This window comes from Peptoniphilus sp. HCN-40583 (genome assembly GCF_037892835.1).
Classification (GTDB): Bacteria; Bacillota; Clostridia; order Tissierellales; family Peptoniphilaceae; genus Aedoeadaptatus; species Aedoeadaptatus rachelemmaiella.
Genome location: NZ_JBBKBU010000002.1, coordinates 35383 through 56853, shown reverse-complemented (window position 1 = coordinate 56853; position 21471 = coordinate 35383). Strand labels below are relative to the sequence as shown.

General features: G+C 42.8%; 23 protein-coding genes. 22 read left to right on the top strand and 1 reads right to left on the bottom strand.

Annotation, left to right across the window (positions count from 1 at the left end; translation table 11 throughout):
• Positions 1–3 precede the first annotated feature (3 nt).
• The 22 genes from WKT05_RS01000 (at position 4) to WKT05_RS00895 (ending at position 20001) form a co-directional block, all read left to right on the top strand.
• Positions 4–2718, top strand: coding sequence for a peptidoglycan DD-metalloendopeptidase family protein (locus WKT05_RS01000; RefSeq protein ID WP_340412532.1), 2715 nt, complete (start codon positions 4–6; stop codon positions 2716–2718).
• A 3-nt stretch (positions 2719–2721) separates the two neighbouring features.
• The gene (locus WKT05_RS00995; protein ID WP_340412531.1) at positions 2722–3861 is read left to right on the top strand and encodes a hypothetical protein; all 1140 of its coding nucleotides are present in this window, start codon (positions 2722–2724) and stop codon (positions 3859–3861) included.
• On the top strand, positions 3861–4577 hold the full coding sequence (locus tag WKT05_RS00990) for a hypothetical protein (RefSeq protein ID WP_340412530.1): 717 nt from the start codon (positions 3861–3863) through the stop codon (positions 4575–4577). Before WKT05_RS00995 ends, WKT05_RS00990 begins: the two co-directional genes overlap by 1 nt.
• A 10-nt stretch (positions 4578–4587) precedes the next feature.
• Positions 4588–5256 (top strand): hypothetical protein, encoded by a 669-nt coding sequence (locus WKT05_RS00985; protein WP_340412529.1) that lies wholly within the window; start codon positions 4588–4590, stop codon positions 5254–5256.
• The gene (locus WKT05_RS00980) at positions 5253–5897 is read left to right on the top strand and encodes a hypothetical protein (RefSeq protein WP_340412528.1); all 645 of its coding nucleotides are present in this window, start codon (positions 5253–5255) and stop codon (positions 5895–5897) included. Before WKT05_RS00985 ends, WKT05_RS00980 begins: the two co-directional genes overlap by 4 nt.
• Positions 5898–5909: 12 nt before the next feature.
• Complete coding sequence (locus WKT05_RS00975) at positions 5910–6986, top strand: baseplate J/gp47 family protein (RefSeq protein WP_340412527.1); 1077 nt, start codon at positions 5910–5912, stop codon at positions 6984–6986.
• Complete coding sequence (locus WKT05_RS00970) at positions 6986–8278, top strand: hypothetical protein (RefSeq protein WP_340412526.1); 1293 nt, start codon at positions 6986–6988, stop codon at positions 8276–8278. The genes WKT05_RS00975 and WKT05_RS00970 overlap by 1 nt, the downstream gene beginning before the upstream one ends.
• An 8-nt stretch (positions 8279–8286) precedes the next feature.
• Positions 8287–8841: a hypothetical protein gene (locus WKT05_RS00965; RefSeq protein ID WP_340412525.1), complete on the top strand. Its 555-nt coding sequence runs from the start codon at positions 8287–8289 to the stop codon at positions 8839–8841.
• An 8-nt stretch (positions 8842–8849) separates the two neighbouring features.
• A complete protein-coding gene (locus tag WKT05_RS00960) occupies positions 8850–12179 on the top strand; it encodes a DUF4815 domain-containing protein (RefSeq protein WP_340412524.1) in 3330 nt (1109 codons plus the stop codon).
• A gap of 2 nt (positions 12180–12181) precedes the next feature.
• The gene (locus tag WKT05_RS00955) at positions 12182–12325 is read left to right on the top strand and encodes a hypothetical protein (protein ID WP_340412523.1); all 144 of its coding nucleotides are present in this window, start codon (positions 12182–12184) and stop codon (positions 12323–12325) included.
• On the top strand, positions 12309–12749 hold the full coding sequence (locus WKT05_RS00950) for a hypothetical protein (protein ID WP_340412522.1): 441 nt from the start codon (positions 12309–12311) through the stop codon (positions 12747–12749). Before WKT05_RS00955 ends, WKT05_RS00950 begins: the two co-directional genes overlap by 17 nt.
• A 16-nt stretch (positions 12750–12765) precedes the next feature.
• Positions 12766–12894 (top strand): hypothetical protein, encoded by a 129-nt coding sequence (locus tag WKT05_RS00945; protein ID WP_340412521.1) that lies wholly within the window; start codon positions 12766–12768, stop codon positions 12892–12894.
• A 9-nt stretch (positions 12895–12903) separates the two neighbouring features.
• On the top strand, positions 12904–13767 hold the full coding sequence (locus WKT05_RS00940) for a hypothetical protein (RefSeq protein WP_340412520.1): 864 nt from the start codon (positions 12904–12906) through the stop codon (positions 13765–13767).
• Positions 13764–15398 (top strand): hypothetical protein, encoded by a 1635-nt coding sequence (locus tag WKT05_RS00935; RefSeq protein ID WP_340412519.1) that lies wholly within the window; start codon positions 13764–13766, stop codon positions 15396–15398. Before WKT05_RS00940 ends, WKT05_RS00935 begins: the two co-directional genes overlap by 4 nt.
• A 19-nt stretch (positions 15399–15417) precedes the next feature.
• Positions 15418–15678, top strand: a complete 261-nt coding sequence (locus WKT05_RS00930; protein WP_340412518.1) for a hypothetical protein — start codon at positions 15418–15420, stop codon at positions 15676–15678.
• The gene (locus WKT05_RS00925; RefSeq protein ID WP_340412517.1) at positions 15678–15821 is read left to right on the top strand and encodes a hypothetical protein; all 144 of its coding nucleotides are present in this window, start codon (positions 15678–15680) and stop codon (positions 15819–15821) included. The genes WKT05_RS00930 and WKT05_RS00925 overlap by 1 nt, the downstream gene beginning before the upstream one ends.
• A 49-nt stretch (positions 15822–15870) precedes the next feature.
• Positions 15871–16149 carry a hypothetical protein gene (locus WKT05_RS00920; RefSeq protein ID WP_340412516.1) on the top strand — a complete coding sequence of 93 codons (279 nt, stop codon included), beginning with the start codon at positions 15871–15873 and terminating at the stop codon, positions 16147–16149.
• Between the two features lie 39 nt (positions 16150–16188).
• Positions 16189–17547, top strand: coding sequence for a glucosaminidase domain-containing protein (locus WKT05_RS00915; protein ID WP_340412515.1), 1359 nt, complete (start codon positions 16189–16191; stop codon positions 17545–17547).
• A gap of 9 nt (positions 17548–17556) precedes the next feature.
• Complete coding sequence (locus WKT05_RS00910) at positions 17557–17802, top strand: hypothetical protein (protein WP_340412514.1); 246 nt, start codon at positions 17557–17559, stop codon at positions 17800–17802.
• Between the two features lie 158 nt (positions 17803–17960).
• Complete coding sequence (locus WKT05_RS00905; RefSeq protein WP_340412513.1) at positions 17961–18626, top strand: AP2 domain-containing protein; 666 nt, start codon at positions 17961–17963, stop codon at positions 18624–18626.
• A gap of 125 nt (positions 18627–18751) precedes the next feature.
• On the top strand, positions 18752–19195 hold the full coding sequence (locus tag WKT05_RS00900; RefSeq protein ID WP_340412512.1) for a hypothetical protein: 444 nt from the start codon (positions 18752–18754) through the stop codon (positions 19193–19195).
• Entirely contained in the window at positions 19192–20001 is an 810-nt protein-coding gene (locus WKT05_RS00895) for a hypothetical protein (protein WP_340412511.1), read from the top strand. The genes WKT05_RS00900 and WKT05_RS00895 overlap by 4 nt, the downstream gene beginning before the upstream one ends.
• A gap of 151 nt (positions 20002–20152) precedes the next feature.
• Here WKT05_RS00895 and WKT05_RS00890 read toward each other — a convergent pair whose 3' ends face one another.
• The gene (locus WKT05_RS00890) at positions 20153–21259 is read right to left on the bottom strand and encodes a stalk domain-containing protein (RefSeq protein ID WP_340412510.1); all 1107 of its coding nucleotides are present in this window, start codon (positions 21257–21259) and stop codon (positions 20153–20155) included.
• Positions 21260–21471: the final 212 nt, after the last annotated feature.

Here is a 21471-nt window from a genome sequence, read left to right as displayed (position 1 = left end):
AATGTGCAGGTGCTTGTCGGCGAACCGTATGCGAAAGTTACATTTGCTACGGAAGAAGGAAACCTCGAAATAGACCAACGAATACAAAACATAAGCACGAATGACTTAGACTTTGACATTCTCTCCATTGAAACATCAAGAGACTTAGGTGCGGACGATGCGCCTACATTCACCATAGTTTTAGTTTTCAAAGAATTTTGGTTCAATCAGATTCACGGCAATGACCTTGTTACTATCGAATTAGGCCGTGGGAGCAACAAAAAGCCGGTATTTTTCGGCATGGTAGATACCATTTATAAAACGTGGTCTTATGTGGACTTACAACCGAAAAGAACCATCACGGTTGCAGGAAGAGGCTTTAACAAGGCCCTTGTACAATTCGGAATCGGCGCAATACAAGAATTAGATGTTGGCTACAGTATAGCCGGATTTTTTGAAGGGCAAAGTGCGGGATTTGGTCAATGTACGCCCGCCTCGGCCATTGAAACGGTTCTAAAGTATTACATGGATAAGGGAATTGACATGGGTTTTGCGAATGGGAAAAGATGGAAAGACTATGTTCAAACCATTTATGAAGAAAATCCGGATGATAAAGACGAATCCCTTGGAAATGTCATGGACTACTACAGCTATCAAGGCGGTCTATGGGATTACATTAAGGAACTTAGGAATGCGCCGTTTTATGAGGCATTCTGGGAAGTTGTGAATGACAAGCCTACATTTATTGTTAGGCCAACACCTTTTAATCCCGACAGATGGAAAGAATTACCGATTGTTCAACTAGATGAATTAGAACTTGTAAACGCTCAAACGGGACGTTCAGACCTCGAAACGTATACGGTTTATAGCGTTAAGGGTGAATCGATTGTATCGTCACTTGACATGGTGTTTGGTACACCTTTGTGGTACAGACCTTACTACAAGAGATATGGCCTTCGGCGCCTGGAAGTAGTAAGCAAATACATTTCATTGAGTGCCATAGCTGAAGCACAAGGACGTATGGAGAGCATGGGTGCGGGTGGCATGATGCCAGGTGGCGGAATGGTTCCCGGAGGAGCGCCCGCCGGTGACGGATCAGGTGAAGGAGGTGGATTTGCTCCTAATGGTGGAGGAAGCGGCCAACTTGGATTTCCTACAGCCCCCGGCGCCAGCTGTACTTCGCCATTCGGATGGCGTATTCACCCTATTCAAAAAACGAGAAAGTTTCACTCTGGCGTTGACCTTGGGGCGACGAGTGGAACGCCGGTCTATGCAGCTGAATCCGGAACTGTAAAAAACATCAGGTATGATAACGCGCGTGGCAACTACATTGATATACAGCATAATAACGGCTTATTGACACGCTATCAGCACTTGATAAGAAAGCCAAACTTCAAGATTGGAGCAACGGTACAAAGGGGACAGCAAATAGCGAACGTAGGATCTACGGGGATGTCCACCGGCGCTCACTTGCACTTTGAAGTACACGTCAACGGTAAAGCAGTTGACCCGGCGCCTTACATTGGCATTGGATCAAAAAAGAAAAAAAAGGGCGGAAAAGGGGATGGAGGAATCCCTATAGGCGTTCCGATACGATCCATCAAGTGGGAAGTAAACGAAAAAAAGCAAACGTCAGCAGAGAAAAAGCTTGATGAAGGAAGAAAAGTTTTCGATGAACAAACCCGTGCCATGACGGAAGAAAAAATAAAGTCCTATGAAAAAGAATTAAAATCGAAACGCGATGAAAAAATAGCCGCATTCAGCAAAGATGCAACTGTTACAAACCTCTTATCGAAAGAAGCGCTTGAAAAGCATTTAAAGGAAAAGAATGCGAAGATAAAGGCACTTGAAGATGCTGATGAAAAATCAGTAAAAGAATATGCTGATAAGTTGAGAGCGGAAAACGGCGTGAGTCAAGATTCCGTAAATGCCGTCGGAGAAGGCGGTGTATCGAAGAAAACAATCGATCTTTTTAACTGGAACATTAAAAACAACATTATGGAGAATGGGACGGTAACGGTACGCGGCAATGCGCTTTATCAAATCGGAACCAGGCTTCTAATGCCGTCTTCGCAGATTGAATACTATGTAGAAAACGTGTCCCACCATTTTATATGGAGCGAAGGGTGGACGACTGATCTTGCAGTTACGAGAGGTCTTCCATTAGGCGAGCGATTTAAGAAACCGTGGAACGAATATGAGTTGATTACTAGCGATGATCTATACGAAATTAGCGGTATTCAGCCGACGATGCAACAAATGCCGACTGATTCGGGAGACGGGAGTGGAAGCGGAAGCAGTGGCGGCGGTGCAAACGCCATGCCGTTGACGCCTACGAACGATCCTACAGGGTTCAGGAAAAAGCTAAAAACATGTGCATTAAAACGTACAGGACAACCCTATAGCAATGCCCTTAGAATGGATCCAAGCGACTCGCATAGTGATTGTTCTTCACTGGTCTATAAGTCAGTTATGGATGCATTGGGAAGAAACTGGCGTGGTACAAGTGCCCCCGGCACCAGAAACGGACAGATGCAGTGTAGCTTGTGGTACGAGGTGCCGATGAGTCAAGCGAAGCCATGGGATATTGTTTGGCGCCCCGGACATACTGAATTTATAACTGACGAAGGTGGAACGTTTGGGGCACATAGCGGAAGCGAACCTGCCGCCAAGCGAAAGAATTTCAATCCAAGCCGATGGCAAAAATGCTATCGTGTTTGCGTGTTGCCGAAAGGATGATCTATGCGGTTACAATCAAATTTAGGTAGCGTCCAATATGGCGGGCGTGCCGACTTAAACAATGGTGGCATGCTTTCTTTGGCAAAAGTTGTAAAAGTTTACGAAAGAGAGCAAACGGTAGACGTCGTCTTGATAGGGAGCGCCTACATGGGTGATAACTACGAAACAAGCGGAAAAATATCATGTTTTCAACTTGAACGATACAGCGGTTTTGATGATAAATACCAATCTGTTTATGGAGATATTACACCGCTTGCACCCGGACAGACGGTAGTTATCGGCTACATCGATGCGCTAAAAGGAAAGCCGATTATTTTAGGCACACTTCCAAGCATTGACAATGCAAGAAAGCACGCTCCAAGAATGAACGTCGGAGGAGAGGTGTTCAACGAGAGAGAAGAGAGGATGACCTCGACGCGACTTCAAGACTTCTCTTACATGAATGCTTCCGGCGAATTCGAAAAAGGTTCAAATACACGTGCTTTTTTTGTCGGTAAAAAAGAAAAAATGAGCGACCACAGGGAAGATGATTTCAGATGGGATGACTTAACACCTAAAAACAAATTCTCTTATAAAACCATTGGCGTGGATAAAGAACTTTATGATTACGAACCGTTCAATTACTTACTTGTAACAAAAAACAGGTACGAGGACGACGAGAAGACAAATTACAACAGATTCTATCACGATGCGGCAAAAGGCATTACGAGAGTATCAAGGGATAAAGAAGACAAGCTGTTTATGATGCAGCTTGACGATGAAGATAATTTTGAAGTGGTATCTCAAAGGGATACACCGAAAAAGAAGCGTCGTCCTGACGAACCGGTCATTTATGAACATCGAACGCTTCGGCGTTCAGACGACGACATTGTTTATCCGAAAGACGAGCGAAACATACCTTCCTATATTGACAGCAAAAAATATAGCAAGGTGAAAATAGCGGCAGATGGCGAAATTACAGTCACGTACCGCGAGGATGATTGCGCAACAAAAGTAACCATAGGAAAAGATGGCGTGGACGTGAAGACGACAGAATCGCTTAATGTAAAGTCCATGAAGTCAATTAGTATGATAGCCCCTTCCATTTCTATTGTTGAAGCGGATCCTGGAATAACCGTTTCTGATATTGTGGAGGAAGAATAATGAATGGAAACGCCAACGGAACCAGACAACTGGCAAGAATGGAAATGGAGTTTAAAGGGCAAAGTTACAAGTTTACATTGAATCCGGAAGTGTACGAATTAAAAATAAGCAACAAGCTTAATCTCCAATACACAAAAGTCGGCGCATTTATAGATGCATACGGCGAAGGGATAAAGGAGTTATCCATAATCGGTACAACCGGATTTAAAGGAAACAAAAAGGACGCAAACGAGGGCTACAATAAATTTGTAGAATTCAAAAAACTGGTAGAGAGATCAATCAATGACATTACCTACGGGGAAGAAGTAAAAGAATTTTTGAAATTTTACAACCATACGGATGGCGAGGCGTATGTATGTGTTCCGATTCGTATGGGGCTATCCAGGAATGTCAATCAGCCTCTTTTGTATAAGTATGACTTATCTCTGTACGCCATTCGAAGAGTGGGAGACCCTAAGCCGAAGGCTAATATTCAGATTGTCGGGAATCCACTTGGAACGCCAAAAACAAAGGATGAAACGATTAACGACAGAGATAAAGTCGAAAAAAGTAGCGGGAAATCGAAGTTTACTTTTGAAAGTGAATTGGTGCTTGATGATGTAATGTATGAAAACATGGAAAAATCATCGTCCGGCAAAATGAAAGAAAACGGGGGACAATCCGGCGATTTAATTTATACTCGAACGTCATCAACTCGTGTAATGCCGCAACAATAGGAGCAAGAATATGCTTGAAACAATTATTGAAAATCTATCTCCACTTGTTGGAACAAAATTCGATTCAATTCGATGGGCCCCGACAACGGGGCATCAAACTGCCAAAGCCTTACGCCTTGCTTCCCTTGTATGCCTGGACATAGATAACGACAAGTTTTACGACGGCCCTATAAAATATGAGTTTTCGAACAAGGTTTCAATACTAACTTCGCTGATACACACGAAAGCCATAGAACTAAGCCCAAACATCATAGATACAACGTATGTACTGACATCATCGAATTCATCAGGAGCGACAAACTTATACGACGCTCTTTTTTTGTACTCAAATTCAAAAATGTTCAACGATTCAGCCATATTTGACGTGCTCAAAACCGAACGACGATTGAGGCTTTCGGCCTATTATCGCCACGTCCTGTTCATTCTTCTTGATTCATATAGCCTAAGGTGGTCTTTGTTCGCATTGACATATTTAGGATCTGATTATGAGTATGGGGAACTTGGTTCAGAACGGCTGGATCGCCTAATCAACAACATCAGATATGTGAGAGCAAAACTTGAAGATGAAGACGTTGTTGCATCGTCTTATCTTATGCATCACTTACAGACATTGCTTCTGAACGTAGAAGCGGCGAAGTATGAACTTGGAAAGAAATACATCGAGGTGAATAGGCGTTGAGAGGAATAGTAACTCACAAAATTAAAATTGGCGATTCACTTCAAAAGCTTGCCAGGCTTTATCAGGTCAAGGATTGGCGAAGCATCGCAGAGATTAACGAACTTGAACCGCCATACATCGATTCTGTTTATGAGTCCACAGTTTACAGAGACAATCCATATGTAGCGTGCGTGGGGGATACAATTGTCATTCCTTCGGCCAGGGCATATGCGCTTTCAAACCGAACGGAAGCTGAAATTGAAAATGAGTCGTACGGGAGAGACCTTGACCTTTACGACGACAAACCCGTAGAACAAATTGTTAAAGGTGAGCTAAGGGGATCAAGAGATATCAACGTCGTTTCGGGAATCGCTAACTTGGCACAACAGCTAATGACCCTACTGACGGTAAAAAGAGGTGGTTTATTGCTTCATCCGGATTATGGTTCCAACTTACATCTGTATGTCGGGAATCGTGATTCGATAGCTACACGGAACAAAATACGATTCGAGGTAGAGTCCTGCTTGCGGTCGGATTTTAGAGTTGAAGATGTACAGGACATAGAGGTCGAAAGATATGACGATTCTTATGTTGTTACCGCAAAGATTATTCCCATACCGCCTCACAGTGAATTCGATTTTGAATACAAATTAAGACGATAGAAGGGAGGGACTATGGCCTTTAAAGTAAAAGGATCAAAAAACATACTCAAGAAGTTGATTGCGCACGTTTCTTATAACACTGAAAAGATCACTGACTTTAATGTCGGAAGTGCGGCACGAACTTTGCTTGAATCTGTAGCATTGCAAATTGAAGAATTTTATTACGACATGCAAAATGCCGTATTTTATGCTATCAGAAATTCAGGATATCACGCATTCGGCTTCTACAAGACCCCGGCTACGCGCGCCAGAGGCTACGTCACAATATTTTTTGATGAAGCATTAAGAGACCCAATGACGATTCAAAAGGGGACGCGATTCCACACCGGAGACAATCGGATGAAGAGAACATTTTATCGTGCGGTAGATAATGTGAAAATCGAAGCCGGATCACAGGCAGGTATTATTCTGATTGAATGTGAGGAGACAGGGAAGCGTGGAAATGCCGTGGCTGGCGAAATATGTAAACTGGCCGTTGGAAAAGCCAATGTATTTGCTGTAGCTAACACCGAAGATATCGTCACGGGAAAAGATGAAGAAACAGATGACCACCGGGCACAACGATTTAAAGAATATGTTCATACACTACAGCGCGGAACGAAAGAAGCGGTGGAATACGGAATTAAACAGGCGCCAGGCGTAAGTGGCGTGTACGTTGACGACACGCATATTGGTTTCATGATTGCCTATGTGCACGACAGAGACGGAAACCTAAGTGACGACTTAAAGCAGGCGGCACGTTATGCGGCTTACCAATACAGGAGCGGCGGAATTGAAGTAGAGATCCGTCCCATCGTAAAGAAAACCGTTGACGTTACGGCCAGCGTATTCTATCGCCCGGAGGTCAACGACACACTTTATGACGCTTTAATCGCAGCCGCCATTGAACGATATATCGATAACATGAAAGCCTCACAAGACCTTAATTATTCATCCCTTGTCGCCTATCTCTATGACCTATACGAAGAGTCCATCGAATATCTAAAATTTGAAAATGACAATGATGTAATTGCATTGCCGAACGAATTGCTTCGCCCCGGTCAGATTAAGGTCAACGAAGAAAACAATATCGTGATGGAGGGTTACTAATGAACTTTCTTAACTCGATATTCTATAAGTCACTGGTGGCTTTATATCGCTTAAATATCGATGCCGACGGAAGAACGAAGAACATCATTGTAGATGCAATATATGAAGGCCTGGTAATCGGAAGAAATGGCTTGGATATAGCAAAGTTGGAGATGGCGCTTGAAACGGCGACCGATGACTGGTTGGATTTTTGGGGAAATACCTACGATGTCTTGCGATGGAACGGCGAAAGTGACGACGATTACCGAATCAGAATCATTGAAGAAATCACCGCACCGAAAAACACCATTGAATCAATCAAACAGGCGACGGCAAGGCACCTGAAAAGAAAAAACAGGAATTCAACAATCGAAGCCAAAGATGTCCGCGTATTTGAACCGTGGACAGAACTTTTCAAGCTAGATGTACGAGGCTACCTCGATGGCAGAGGTAGGCTTATTTCCTATGAATACTGGAATTACTCGGTCATTGACGTATCACTTCCGGACAGTAGTTTAATCACGCCTGATCTAATCAGATATTTGAACAAAATAAAAGCCGGTGGAGTAAAAATCGCCTTTACAATTTCTCCGATTTGGGAAGTAGTGACGGATCCGATCAGAGAACAACGGGACAAGAATATTTACCAAAAAATTTGGCAACAGTTGTACATTTACGCCACAGATCAATTTGACGGCTTCCGCCTGCTTATTGACGGGGCCTCCTCAAAACTTATGGACAGTGGAATGGGAAGTCGCCTTGACGTTTCGGGGCGCCTTGACGGCATGGCCAATATTTTCTGGGAAGGCATTGAGCTTACACGGAAATACTATGCAACGGGCTTTATAAGAAATCCCCTCGGAAGTGCCTTGTTAGACGTGACCGACTATGAATATATGAGTGGAAAAGAGTTGACCATTGAAGAGGCCATTTCATTGGAGGAAGAATCATTTAACGGAACGCGTACCAAGGAGAAAAAGCCGGTAATCACGTTGGATCCCATGACAATCACTACGTCCATGGAATCTTCAGATAATGGTGCCTATACGTCTTATACAACAGGCGAACCCTCAAGCGACCTCTATTATTTCGGTCAATCAGACCTATTTGATTTTATAAGCGCCGATGAAATTCTTTCGGAAGTTTCGAATGTCACTTTAGGAGAGATTGAAGAAGCACTTGCAGACCCAACGGCCTTGAAGAAAAACATCAACACCAGGGCATTCCAAAGACTTGTTCGAAACCTAATGGAAGAAACCAATTGCAGAGAAAGTGAACAGCGTCCGATTACCGTAACGACGACGAAAATTTAGGAGGAAACATGGCTATTGAAACAGTTTACAACGATATTTACGAGCGCCGACCGATTATAACCAATGCCGCACACTGCGCCCGTGCCATTTCACTTGCGACAGGAAGTGACATTTATTTCGGAATTGGCCGAACGTCACCTTGGGAAAAAGAAAATGATGAAGGTTTTGTCCCGCCGGAACCGGACATCAATGCCGAAAATCTTGACGAACTTGTCGGGATGAAGAAGGCAGACCGCGTGACGCTTGTTGAGCCTCACACAGAAGGTGAAATTGACTATGCGGGCATGCGGTTTAGGACGCTTACCACAGAAGAAGCAATGCAACATAAGGCCCGGTGGGTGTTGATCGAAACAACTATCTATTTTAAAGAATTGCCGCCCGTTTCGTATCGCCAGACTGGTGTCTTCTCTCATGTAAAGCCAAAAGAAGGAATTGAAAACACATCTGTTCTATTGGCAAAAGATATTGAAGACGTTGGGATTCTGGAAGTAATCAACAATAGAAAAGTTGTTACGAGACAATCTGACACAAAAGATACTTATTTTATGATTGTAGAGTGCTAGGAGGAAATATGGCTAAATTTGACCAATCGCAATCGCCTTACTACGGACGACAATTGGAGGAAACTTATCATCAGGTTTTATATAAGTCCGGCATGCACGTACAATCAGCCGAACTCAACGAAACGCAACTTATCTTGAAAAGAGACATGAAGGGCGTTGCGGATTGTTTGTTGAAAGACGGTTATATTCAAAGTGGCGTACAAATTATTATCAACGAAAAGAAAGTTACTGTTACTGATGGGAGAATCTACCTTGAAGGTGCTGTAAGGGACTTCCACTCTCAAACGGTTGAAATCACAGGAAAAGGCATCGAAAGAATCGGCGTGAAGGTGGTTGATGAAGTTGTTAGTGCCCTGAAAGATAAAAGGCTTCTATCTCCCGCTGCTGGTTTTCCGAATTATGGCCTCGAGGGTGCGGATCGCTTAAAACAAGAAGTGATCTTGACAGTCAATGACGACGATGCAGTGACCATATTCCTTTTGCAAGACGGCAATTTGATTAACGAAAAACCAAACGACGACGGTTCGCTATTGGATCTGTTCTTGGCAATTCTCGCACGCCGAACCTACGATGAATCAGGACATTATAAAGTGTGGGGGCTTGAATTATCTCAAAAAAATCAATATGACGATGAAAGCCTCTATCTCACATTAAGTGAAGGGAAAGCCTATGTAGAAGGTTGGGAAGTTGAAAAACAAACGGCGACAACCATTCCAGTTAAACGCTCAACGGCTACACGTCATGTATTCAGTGAGCCGAAAGTGTACGAAAATCAAACGAACCAATATAGGCTGAACAATTTTCCTGTATCGAATATTAAAAGAGTCACCGCATTGATCTCTGTTTCGACGGTTCAAACGCGTCAAGGCTCCATCAATGGCTCTGACCCCATCGCAAGTCGATACAGCCCCGTTGTTGACATTCAAAGCATCAAGCAAGTGAATAGCGATGTCACCTACAAGAAAAATGAAGACTTCGTTCTTGAAGGCGATACAGTCCGGTGGCTTCCTGGCGGGAAACAGCCGAACTTGGGTGCAACTTATAACATTACATTTACCTACAACAAGCAAATGATTCACGGTGTAGACTACAAGCTAAAAGGTGATCGTGGTTCTTACTATGTTGAGTTGCTAGAGGACGGCGACAAGCCCGTAGAATCGTCTCAAATGCAAATAGACTATGACTTCTACTTGCACTATATTGCCTCTATCACGCTTGATAAAAACGGCTATGTGCGCGTCGTAGAAGGCCAACCGGACGCATTGGAAAAGATCGCCCCGGCGGATATTGCAGATCAAAAGGTTCTTGTTTTAGGCTATGTTCACGTGGCACCGATGGACGACACGCTTTATATCACCAATTCCAAGAACCTCCGCTATTCAATGGAGAAAATTCAAAAAATGGCTGATCGAATGGAGAACATGGAGATCAATCAAGCCATTACTGACCTGGACAAAGAAGCCATGGACGGCGAAGACGTTTCGCAATTAAAAGGTATTGTGACAGATTCTTTTATTTCGTTCGTAAAATCCGACGTGAATCATGAAGAATACACGGCATCTATCAATCCTGCTGAACAGTATCTAACCACTGGATTCAAGGAAACGTTGCATAGACTATCGATTGACAAGGAAAAGAGCACGTCACATAGCATTTACAAACGCATTGCTACGGGAAAATCAAAAGAGATTACAAAAGATATTCAGCCGTATGCCACTGAATCACACTTAATCAATCCCTATACCGTTTTTCCGTCGCCACCGACGATTGATATTTTCCCTGCGATTGACAAATGGATCGACACGAACAACGTTGTTGTCCAAGAAAACGGCGGGACTGTTGTGCGCAAAGCGAACATCACACCGCCCAATAGTTGGTATAGAGAGGAAGGAGTTACTACTTCCACAAGAACCGAAACGAGTACATCGTATAGAACCATTGAATCCGCTGTAGAATTTATGCGGCCAACTGAAATTACAGTCATTGGTAAAAACTTTCGTCCTTATCAAAACAATATTAGAGTTATGTTCAATGACATAATTGTTGATACAAAGCCGGAAACTGACTTATATTCCGGAGCGAATAAATCTTTAAAGGCAGACAAAGACGGCGTAGTAAAAGCCACGTTTACCGTTCCACCAAATGTACGATGCGGGACTGTTGACGTAAAGATCTTCAGCGATTCGTATCCTGACTTGATAGGTAAAACCCCGTATACAGCAAACGGGACACTCAAAACGACAAGAACAATTCACACAACGACAAATTACGTCTTTCAATCCGTTGTATGGAAATACGTTGACCCAATTGCACAAACTATTGCTTTTACAGAAGACCGTATACTGACGGCCGTGGGGCTTTACGCAAGCAAGGTGGATCCGGAACACAACATTATCGTACAGATAAGAGAAACAGATAACAGCTATCCAAGCGAGGTGGTGCTCGCTGAAAAAGTCTTGCGCCCGGAAGAAGTAACCGAAAGCCAAGATTCAAGTGTAGAAACCAAGGTAGTATTCGATGACCCCGTCTACATGAAAGCCGATCAACAATACGCTATTTCGGTGCTAACAGAATCTGATACATCGTCGCTATGGGTTCAAGATCTTGGCAAAACAGATATTTTAACTCGCGCCATTGTTATGAAGAATCCTTATATCCCCGGCGTTATGTTTTCGTCTTCTAATGCCATGACGTGGACGGCACACCAAACCAAGAACCTGAAATTCAATCTTTACTGCAACGAATACGAAACGGAATCTATGCTTTACTTCATGCCGATCAATGGCGTGGATTATGACGGTCTTTCCTTGTTGGCTGATACTTCCGTTCCGTTGGATACGTCCTTAACATGGGAATGCAGCACAGATGGCGGAAATGAGTGGTTTCCTCAAGCGGTTAACGAATACTTACCGTTTAACAAATCCATTGACAAAGTGCTGGTTCGTGCCCATATAAAGGCTAAACACAACATTTCACCGTCTATCGCAATGGATTCCTTGCTTCTTGTTGGCAAGAAAAACCTTGAGAAAAGTAGCTATGTCATTCGGAACCTTCGAACTGACACGCCATTTACGAATGTAAAAGTTGTTGCCGACGTCTACGCTCCGGCAGGAACCGGCGTGGTTTTTTATTATGCAACGGATACAGATGGCAAGGCCTGGAAGACACTAACACAACAAGGCAAAGGGAAAGTGAAGGAAGTAGGCGGCTATATCGAATACACCTACACCGCAACAACCGAGAGTGCTCAAAACTTCCGTGTAAAAGTAGACCTATCGACCAACAACTCGACGATCACGCCACGCGTGAAGAATCTGAAATGCATTATGACGAGGTAGCCATGAAATATAAAGTAGATGAAAACGGGGCATTGATTTTCGTTGCTGACAAAGATCCGAAATCAAACGAGAACCTATATCTTAGAATTGAAGAGTTGGAAGAGCGAGTAGAAAAGTTGGAGGCGGCAAATGAACCAAAAGAATGAATCTTTTAACGCCTTCATCACCCGCATCAATTCCGAATTAAAAAAGATTGAAGAATCGAACACCAGAATAGATAAAGTTGAAAAAGTCCAACGCCTTATCAACGAAACCTTCCTTCCGAAATTTGATAACCGACCGATCATATTCGAAAGTGAATCTGCAATGGAAACATCAGACATCATCAAAAAAGGTGATGTCTGTATGGTTTTCTATAACCGTGAAAATGCAGATAGCTATGTGAAGGTCTATCGAATTGACGACTCAAATGGGGAAGGTACAAAGATTGCTCTTAAAGATCCGGCCCTTTCCGCGTATCCGATAGCAGTGACAAATAATGGAGAACAAACAATGGAATTAGAAATGGTCATGCAAGCCATTGCTGAATTGTCCATGTATATTGCGGAACTAGAGAAGAAAATAAAGTAGCAGATGGAGGTAGAGTGTGACATTTAATGAAAAAAGCGGGCTGGTCAAGGTGTGGGTGACTCTCATTAAAAAGGGGATCTACTCTATCGACCAGGTTCCCGAACTAAGCAACTTAAAAACAGTTGTAAGAAAGGTATTAGGATAGGTGGAACACATGGAGAAACTTCAATTGCAAAGCCCGCTCCGAAAGATCATAGATGCAATAAATTCTGTAATCGAACGTTCAAACAATGATGCAGATCTGTTAAGAAGCTTCCGAAATGAACCCGAGAAAGTCGATATTACACTTCCGACAAAGAACTTGAATGGTGAACTACTTGAAATTAAGACGTCTGGTCAATACAAAGTGCGCTATGTAACGGAAAGCGGTAGTGTAAGCGTCTATCTGAATGACGTAAAAGGCGTGAATGGATTGCGTTGTGACCTAAATAAAAAGAATAGCAGTGCTGACCTATTGTTAATGAGCGGTGACGTTCTATGTTTCAAAACAAAGGATACGCTACCTGGCGAAACAGTCAATATCACGTTAGTAAAAAATTTAATCGGCTACATTTACGGAAATGCAGAAGATCTCAATAAAGTAAATGTCGTAGCCGCAACGTTAAAAAACGGGCTTTCTAAAATCGATGATTATGCACGCAACGTGAAGGATGTAGAACTACAGAACAACGATCTATCCGAAAACTTGGCCGATCTTCGAAGAATTACAAGGACAAAAGTAGACAAGGTAGTAGGGAAGCGGCTTTCAACTTATGATTTTGACGATGCATTCAGAGACCAGTTAAGGAATCTATCTGTTATTTCTTCCGATGTTGACGGAAACGGGATTTATAGAACGGTAGAGTACAGGGATAAGGACGAGAATCTCGTCTTTAAAACACAGCTAATCGGTTCCGCACCAAGATATAGCCAAGTCAAGCTTAATTATTACAAAAAGAACACATTAGTTAACTCGCAGACATGGGGCTTGACCTATGATGTGAACGACTTTGCGTATAGAAAGGAAATGCAGAAGTGAACGTAGATTATTTGCTGACAGCCCATGGGTTCGGCAGAAAGAAAACCAAAGATGAAACACCGCCGCCGAGGGTAATTGGCTTTACTGCCAAGGCATCCGGAAACGACATTAGGCTAACGTGGACGAATCCTGTAGATACTGACTTCGTTGGCGTGGCAATTGTAAAGAACACATCGAACTATCCCACGACTGTTTATGACGGAGAAACAATCTATAGCGGCAAAGAAACGTCATTTACGGATGCAAGCGTAGAAAAAGCAAAATATATCTATTATCGTGCCTTTAGCTATGATTATGACAATAACTACAATACCGAAGACGGACAAACAGCGGTATCTATCGTCAAGGGAGAACAAACACCCCCTTCTGCACCTGTTTTAGAAAAGGCAGATTATAATTCGGTTGTTTTGAAGAAGTACGCAAATTATGAGTATAAAGTTGGCAATGGAAGTTGGCAAACAAGTAATCAATTTGAAAATCTTAATTCAAATACCGATTATGTTTTTTATCAACGGAAAAAGGCGAATGAGTTTTACAATGCTTCCAATTCAAGTAGTGGACTTAGTGTAAAAACATTAAAACCACCTTATCGTGTTATGACGGCGGTGATTGACCAGTCTAATTCTAATCCGCTGACTTGTATCACATATGAAGATGACGCTAGAACCATGACCAAAGGATCTCCTGAATGGGATGATTTTTTCGGTGCGAAGTTAGTGTTGTTTAAGAACGGTCAAGAAGTTAGGGATCTAAAAGATTCTGAATTAAATGGATTAAGTCCGGCTGATGGTGATGTCATGGTCAAATTTAAGAGAATGGGTCTAAATATACGCACCGTCGGAGATAAAGTATATGTAACGATGACAGAAGATCCTGACGATAATAACTTCAAGTATTATGCCCACACAAGGGGTGCAAAAAGAAAAGAAGCATTTTATCTTGGTGCTTATTTGGGTTTCTTAGATGGAAGCAAACTAAGAAGCGTTACCGGGAAAAAGCCACAAGACAATAAGTCAATAACAGATTTCAGAACCTATGCGCAAGCAAACGGTAAAGGCTATGACCTGTGCGGTTTCTATCAGCTTACATTTTTACAGGCTATATATGTTCTAAAATATGGGAATCTTGATTCACAAACGGCCATAGGCAAAGGATTGACAGGCGGTAATGAAAATACCTCAAACACAACTGGGGCAACAAATGGTAAAGGCGTAGACTACGGAACGGTAAATGACACACAACAAATGAGATTCCAATTTATAGAAGATTTTTACGGCAATAGATTTTGGGCGATTGACGGTATTTCGAGTGATAAAAATTTCAATATTTTTACTGCGACAGACAATTTTAATAATGACAAAGTTGGTTATAGAAACTTTGGTGGCGCACCGATTAGTTCTGATTTTACGAAGAAAGCCCATGGAACAAGCGAACTTGGATTTATTGCAAAAGAATCTGGTGGGAGTGAAACAACATATTATTCAGATGGTTTTGTTTGCTACCCCGACAAGCTTCTTTTTTTTGGCGGTTGGACTGGGAACGGATTAAAAGCCGGTGTCTTTTTTTGTTTTTTGTTTTTCAGTCCACAATCAGCATCAACGGCTTTAAGCGCACGTTTAATGTTTTTATAAAAACATCGGAGGTGAAGAAATGAAAAGATTGAAAGATGTACGAGGAAGCAAAGAATCTGCGAAGGAATTGATTATAGGTAAGGACACAGTTTATATTCATTCGAATATAAGAAAATTTGAAGGCGGTGATGACAATGATTTAATGAGTGGCGGCGAGATGTATGTCTATGACGAGATCCAGATGTCAAAGGACGAATATCTTGAAGATATACAAAAAAAGTTAGAAGTAGCAAATCAAGCCTTAGCAGATATGATGTTAATGATGGGAGGAATGGAATAATGTCAATGTTTATAGCATTACGAATTATGGATGGTACTTTTAAATACAAACAAATCTTCGGGTTTAGAATTTATCAACGGTACAAACCCGACACCGATGCCATCTTAATCGCCGAAGGCAGAGAAGATTTAATTCAAGAATAATAGGGGCCCATGACGGGCCTCTTTTTCTTTACTTAGAAAGAGGTGATGTATGCTTGAACTGTATCAACCTATCGTGAATTTTGGCGTCCTCGTCGTCATTGCGGCGATGTATCTCTGGCAAACACCAAAAACCATTGAAAAAATCACGAAGGTTATCGAATCAAATACGAGTGTAATCAAAGATAGCAAGATATATCACGAACGCATGGAAGCCGTATTAGCTGAAATGCGCAAAGATGTTGAAATGTTAAAGGAAAGCAAAAACTACGACGAAATCCACGATATCCTTATCAGAATCGAGGGCAAGGTGGATTCACTGGGAAAATGATGTGGCGGTATAGCCCGCTTCATCAATTGGAGGTGTAAAGTGGTTAAGATATTACTAGACCCCGGACATGGAGGCGGCAGGGCTTACAATCGAGGTTTTAAACAAGTTGGCAATCTCCCTTATTGCAATGAGGGCGACTGCAATTTTATTTATGCACGGGATTATTTAAAGCCGGCTCTCGAAGCTTACGGCTTTACAGTAGGCATGACAAAAACAAACATCGCCCCGGATATCCCGCTGAAGACGCGCGGCGCCATGGGCAAGGGCTATGATCTGCTTTTATCCTGTCACTCCAACGCCTGTGACGGCGGTGTCCGTGGCGTGGAGGTATGGGACAGCACCAATCCACGTGAATCGCTTAAGATGTTAGGAGAAAGAATCTGCTCTAATGTTTCGGTAACTCTCGGCATTCCGAATCGTGGAACGAAGTATCGAAGAAATTCCGCCGGATCAAACTTCTACGGCATTCTACGCCATGGAATGGCCAAGCATAACATGATTGTTGAACATGCCTTCCACGACAACATCAACGATGCTGTGGTTTACCGAACGAATCTGCAAAAGACCGCTGACGCCGTGGCCCGTGCCGTGGCTGAATACTTCGGGAAGGCGAAGTCAACAGTACCGCAGAAAACGGCACCCGTGGTTTTAAATGAAGAAAAATTTGTTCAAAGCGTGGTGGATTGTCTGAAGGGCAAGAAGTTAAATATTCTTCCTTCTGTGACTATTGCCCAAGCGATCTTAGAATCCGGGTGGGGAAGAAGTGAATTAGCGAAAAATGCCAATAACTTATTCGGCATTAAAGCCAGTAAAGACTGGAATGGAAAAACCTACTCTAAACGAACAAAAGAGCAAAAGCCTACCGGGGAAATCTACGAGATTGTCGCCGACTTCCGCGCCTACAATAGCATCGCTGAATCAATTATGGATCATGACGCATTTTTCGTATCGACGGAATGGCGACGGAAGAATTACGCAGCAGTGCTAAATGCAAAGAATTACAAGGATCAGGCGAACGCTTTACGGTCTTGCGGTTATGCGACGGCACTTGATTACGGAAAACAGTTGATCCAGCTGATCGAACGATTGGGCTTGCAACAATACGACAAAGGAGTTGAAAAGTACGTGACGAGAGATATCCAAACGCCCTCGAACTGGGCAAAAGACGAGCTTGAAGAAGCAAAGAAACTTGGAATTACAGATGGTTCGAACCCTGGAGCGAACACGACACGGGAAGAAACTTCGGCAATGGTTTTACGCGCCTACAAAAAACTGGAAGCTGAAATCGTTGAATTAAAAAAAGAGATTCAAGATTTTCGAAGTGTAGTTGAAAACATCAATGGCGGTGCAAAAGTAGAAAATAAATGTGATTGCCATAACATTAAAACCGGAATTTAGGAGGTCAAAATGGAAAACGCAATTGTCATGACGACAGCCGTCTTAGGAATTGTTCAAGCGATCAAAATTGCCGGGCTTCCGAATAAATATGCGCCCATTGCAGCGGTTTTAATCGGTGCAATTCTCTATGTATCGGTATCCGGGGTTAGTCCGGAACATATTTTAACCGGCATTGTAATTGGATTGTCCGCCGTAGGGCTTTATGAAAGCGGAACCCGCGTAGGGGACGCCAAGATGTCGATTGAAGGCAAGTAGTAAACAAGCCATAGAATCACATCTATGAAGAATTAAACAGCCTTAAATTCGATCCTGTGAGGTCGTTTTTTTGATGTTGAGGGGATAGTTTCGGCTATCCTCTTTTTTTGTGCCAAAAAACGGTATTTCGTGATATATTTTATTTACGAGGTGAAACTATGAAGGTCGGAGATAAGTATGGCGAATGGGAAATCATCGGAGAGGCGTCAAGGCCGTATTATTCGTTATGTAAATGTTCCTGTGGCGTGATTAAGGAAGTAAGTAATAGCACGCTTCGATTGGGAAAATCTAAATCGTGTGGGCACAGCGTAGAAAGGCAAACGAGAGACCGATGCTATAATCGCACCGATCAGCAGGTCTTAGGCAAGAAATTCGGAAAACTAACAGTGATTAAACGTGTCAATTCACATGGCAACTCGCAATATCTATGCCGATGCGATTGTGGAAACGAAATAATTGTTAGATCAAGCTATTTGTTAACGGGTGGCAGGAAGTCTTGCGGTTGTCTTAGAAGTGAAAACTCAAAGGAATTGATGGAATCAATCAAGCAGAGAGGTGACAACGCAAGAGATGCGAACAGATTCGAAGGCACAAACATTGCTTCCCTGAATGAGAGCCTTTCAAAAAGCAATAAGACCGGCTATAAAGGCGTATCTAAGATGAAGAGTGGACGATACAGGGCATACATATGCATTCGAGGCACCCAAAAGCATTTAGGTAGCTTCGATACAGCCGAAGATGCAGCGGAAGCACGCAGAATTGCAGAGAAAGAAATATATCAGCCGATCATTGACAGGTACAATGAAATGAACGAGAAAGATTAAGAAGTCTGCCGCCGAAACATCCGGTGTCAGGCTTTTTATATTTAAAGAAAAATAAAACTCGCGCTTGACTTTGTACAAACTCTAGTATAAAATTATATCAAGATAAGATTCTAGGGGGGTGAAACGTGAAGAGAATCATTAAGGATAAAGTATACGACACCAGTACTGCGGGTTACATCGGCGAATATAGCCGGATGGAAACAGATAGCAAGTATTGGTTCAAAGAAGAATTATACAGGAAGCGAACGGGAGAATACTTCATCTATGGTGTGGGTTTATCGGCAAGCACTTATGACGAGGTGATTGACGCTAGCAGCCAAGGTTCGGAGAAAATTACCCCGATAAGTTTTGAAAACGCCAAGTTATGGGGAAAAATGCACCTCGATGCTGAAGTGTACGAAAGAGAATTCGGTGTGAATAGTGATGACGAGAAGGTGGTCGGCCTTCATGTGCAGATACCGATAGGGCTAAACGACAAGCTGGAAGCCAGGCGTTCTTCAGAAAACAAAACAAAAGGCGAAGTGGTGACCGAAGCATTGGAAAAACACTTAAGGGGGGAAGGGAAATGAAAAGATCGATAAGATTCAAGACGAAAAGAGGAAAAAGCGGAGAAATTCGTTTTGATTCAGATAGCCCGGACTTCATAAAATACAATGCCATCATTATTTACGACGACGGAAGCGAACCTATCATCGGTGATGTTTATAACAGTAAGGCGGACGACATTGTTCATATCTCTCTCAAAAATCCTGTAGAAATTGACGGGAAGAAACATGCCGTCATGGGTTTACTCGATAAAAAAGCAAAAACCGAATACCGGAAAATCAGGAAAGATGTATATAGGGAACAACGGTGGAAGAGGCAAAACACGCTCACGGAAGAAGACAAAGAGAACCTATCCAAGCCTTTGTACTACTACTATGATAGCTCTACCTACGAAAGCAACATGGTAAAGATCGATCCAGAAGATAAGATCTGCGCCATGGCGAGGAAGTATGCTATCAACCATAAAATAGATAAGTTGGTTAGTATGTATAATGTGATCGAAAAGTTTAGGAACAGCGAGATGCTAAGAGATAAAGCCGAAAAAGACGGCATTTTATCGGATGACGGCTATAAGCAAGTTGAAATAACTAACGAAGAAGCATGCATCGTTGTCGAGGAGTATTTCGAAGAATTTCTTGCTGAAATTACAGAAGAAGAGGAAAAAAGGCTGGATTTAATTAAGAAAGCCAGAGAGTCGGGCGTGCCGCAAGTTCTCTATAGAGTGTTTGCAGAATGCAATGATCCAGATGAACAATGTGATTTGGACGTTATCACCACGTACATTGATGGCGAAGGTAACACCGAAGTACACAGACAACACACTTGGTAAGACGAAATCATAAAACAGATCGAAAAATTCGGCGACAAATAATAAAAGCGGGGTTCGCTCCCCGCTTTTTAAATGCAAAAAAATCACGGACACATAAATGTATCCGCTACAAAAACTATATGAGTTTTTCAATCCACTTCAATTATATAGATTATCTCTTTGCGCGTCTATATCCAGCCGCTTGGGCTTCGGCTTCGCTGTTGAAATAGACGATATTTTTCGGCGAAATCTTGTTATAGCTTGCGCCGCCGGGAAGGTGATAGATCATGGAGTTTCTATTCCCTCTTATATAGCCTTGTCCTACGGGCCCTTTCGGAGCGACGGGTTTCGGCGCAGGCTTAGGAGTAGGTTTTGGCGTCGATTGAACGGGACATTGGCCCCACAACCCTGTTCCGTTACCTCTAGCGGCTTGTTGCTTCTCTAAGAAGTAATCAGCGTATTTTACATCGGGCGGGAAGGTTGCGACCTTGCCATATCCTTTTTCAATCAGTATGCTGTTAAAGCACATTTTCCCTACTTCGGCATACGACGGGTTATTAGATGAAGGTCTTGCGATCCATACATAACGTAATAGCCGGCCATAACGATCTGTTTCGCTAAAGTCCTTTTGAAGATACACGGTCTTTCCTGCTAATTGGCTTGTTGTAAAATTGGATGCTTCACGTCCATAACATTCTACGCCTTTTTTTGGATGCTTCGTTTCAGGGGTGTCAACTAAGATCATTCTTACCTTACGACCGCCACTGACCACAATGGTGTCTCCATCAACGACCCGTTCCACCTTTACAGCTTCAAAGGTGTTACTTGCAGGCTTTACAGTGGGCTTAGAATATCCCGTGCCTACAACTGCGGTGGAGTTTTCATTGTCCCATGAAACGGGTTTGCCCAATGCTTCCGCAATAACCCGCAACGGGAGATAGATCCGATCATTTCGTATAATGGTCTTTGTATCCATCTCGACTTTTTCATCACCGGCGCCATAAAAGCTTTCACCGGGAAGGAAAGCATAGACAATATCATCGATGACTATAAGGGCTTGCCTTACATCGGGATCCCATTCCACTTCAAGGCCCAATGCTTCGGAAACCTGGCGCAGCGGGACGAGTGTCCGATCATTATATAGGATTGGCGCAACGTCGCCTGTAACATAACGGCCTTCTACCCACAATTTCATATCTCTTTGTGCGCTTGCCGGTCTCGGAATAAAGCTAACAAGCATCATAAGCACTAAGAGAAGAGACAATTTCCTTCTTTTCATGTATGTACCTCCTTTTCTTATATCATTATATCAATTGCTTACCGAAAAATTCTATGAAATGAGTTAAAATGAGTTAGGAAACTAGATTACATTCTATAATGTATGGTAATGGCGCACGGTTCGGATTTCCCGCACCATGTAGACTCCCCATATCGAGTTCATCGGGACTCGATGGCGGGATGTCCTATTGACGAGATTAACCTTACAGCTTT